The sequence below is a fragment of the Mesorhizobium sp. genome (genome assembly GCF_024509055.1).
GTDB lineage: Bacteria > Pseudomonadota > Alphaproteobacteria > Rhizobiales > Rhizobiaceae > Mesorhizobium.
Genome location: NZ_JANINM010000294.1, coordinates 1 through 2,083 on the forward strand (window position 1 = coordinate 1; position 2,083 = coordinate 2,083).

Annotated in this window: 1 protein-coding gene and 2 pseudogenes; all 3 read left to right on the forward strand. The window is 62.7% G+C overall.

The genetic code is table 11. The features are described from left to right. Nucleotides 1–642: pseudogene (locus Q0L57_RS13370) on the forward strand (carbohydrate ABC transporter substrate-binding protein); the annotation flags it as partial. Between the two features lie 80 nt (nt 643–722). Further along, complete coding sequence (locus tag Q0L57_RS13375) at nt 723–1,616, forward strand: carbohydrate ABC transporter permease (RefSeq protein WP_296743328.1); 894 nt, start codon at nt 723–725, stop codon at nt 1,614–1,616. After that, a pseudogene (locus tag Q0L57_RS13380) lies at nt 1,609–2,083 on the forward strand (carbohydrate ABC transporter permease); the annotation flags it as partial. The gene Q0L57_RS13375 and the pseudogene Q0L57_RS13380, both read left to right, overlap by 8 nt.

Below are 2,083 nucleotides of genomic sequence, written 5' to 3' on the forward strand. Positions count from 1 at the left end.
GCCGCGGTCGGCGGCACCGACACCTTCCTCAAGGTCTACAAGGACAAGGACGCCAAGTTCGCCGCCGGCCCCGAGATCGCCAAGGTGTTCAAGGCGGCGGACGACGCCCGCAAGATGGCCAAGAACACCAATGTGCAGGACTGGAACCAGGCGACCAACCTGGTCATCACCGGCAAGGCAGGCGGCCAGATCATGGGCGACTGGGCGCAAGGCGAATTCCAGGTCGCCGGCAAGACCGCCGGCAAGGACTACACCTGCTTGCCCGGTCTCGGCCTGAACGAGGTCATCGCCACCGGCGGCGACGCTTTCTACTTCCCGCTGCTGAAGGACGAGGCAAAGGCCAAGGCGCAGGTGGTGCTGGCCGAGACGCTGCTCGATCCAAAGACACAGGTCGCCTTCAACCTCAAGAAGGGCTCGCTGCCGGTGCGTGGTGACGTCGACCTCAACACCGCCAACGACTGCATGAAGAAGGGCCTCGCCATCCTTGCCAAGGGCTCCGTCATGCCTTGGACGGACCAACTGCTCTCGCAGGACAGCCAGAAACAGAAGGAAGACCTGTTCTCTGAGTTCTTCGCCAAGCCCGACCTGACCGTGGAAGAGGCGCAGAAGCGCTTCGCCGCCATCATCGCCTCGGCGGACTGATTCCGGCGCCCCCGCCGGCTCCCGGCCCCAGCCTGTCCGGGGTCGGGAGCTTCGACGTCCTCATTGCCCGGTCGCCCGAGATGAGCAGCAGCGAACGCCCGAACCAGCTCCTCCGCAATCTCAACGCCAAGGTCGCATCGATCCCGATGATCCTGACCGCGCTGGTGGTATTCGTCGGCGGCACCGCCTGGACCGTGCTCTACTCCTTCACCAATTCGAAGCTGCTGCCGCGGCTGAATTTCGTCGGGCTCGATCAGTATTACCGGCTGTGGGCGACGCCACGCTGGCTGGTCTCGATCGAGAACCTGCTGATCTACGGCGTCATCTCGCTGGTGTTCTCGCTGGCGATCGGCTTCCTGCTGGCGGCCTTGCTCGACCAGAAGATCCGTTTCGAGGACACGTTCCGCACCATCTTCCTTTATCCGTTCGCACTTTCCTTCATCGTCACCGGACTGGTCTGGCAATGGCTGCTCAATCCGGACTTCGGCGTCCAGCATGTCGTGCGCGATCTCGGCTGGGCGAGCTTCAGCTTCGACCCGCTCTATAATTCCAGCATCGTCATCTACGGCATTTCGATCGCCGCGCTCTGGCAGGGTACGGGGCTGATCATGTGCCTGATGCTGGCCGGCCTGCGCGGCATCGACGAGGACATCTGGAAGGCCGCCCGTGTGGACGGCATACCCGCCTGGAAGACCTACCTCTTCATCATCATCCCGATGATGCGCCCTGTGTTCATCACCACACTGGTGATCATCGCCGCCGGCATCGTCAAGGTCTACGACCTCGTGGTTGCCCAGACCAGCGGCGGCCCGGGCATCGCTTCCGAGGTGCCGGCCAAATACGTCTACGACTACATGTTCTTCGCCCAGAATCTCGGCCAGGGCTTTGCCGCCTCGACCATGATGCTGCTCTCGGTGGTGATCGTCATCGTGCCCTGGGCCTATCTCGAATTCGGGGGGCGCAAACGTGGCTGACGTCGCCGCTTCCCTGGGGCCGAGCGGTCCGAAACCGCGGCGTGCGCTGTCGCGCCGCAACATCTTCCTCTACGGTACGCTGATCGTCGTGGCGCTCTATTATCTGCTGCCGCTCTACGTGATGATCGTGACATCGCTGAAGGGCATGCCGGAAATCCGCCTCGGCAACATCTTCTCGCCGCCGGTGGAGATTACTTTCGAGCCCTGGGTCAAGGCATGGTCGAAAGCCTGCACCGGCCTCAATTGCGACGGGCTTTCACGCGGCTTCTGGAACTCGGTGCGCATCACAGTGCCGTCCGTGATCCTGTCGATCGCGATCGCCTCCGTGAACGGCTATGCCCTGGCCAACTGGCGCTTCAAGGGCGCCGACACCTTCTTCGTCATCCTGATCGTCGGCGCCTTCATCCCCTATCAGGTGATGATCTATCCGATCGTCATCATCCTGCGCGAGATCGGCATCTACGGCA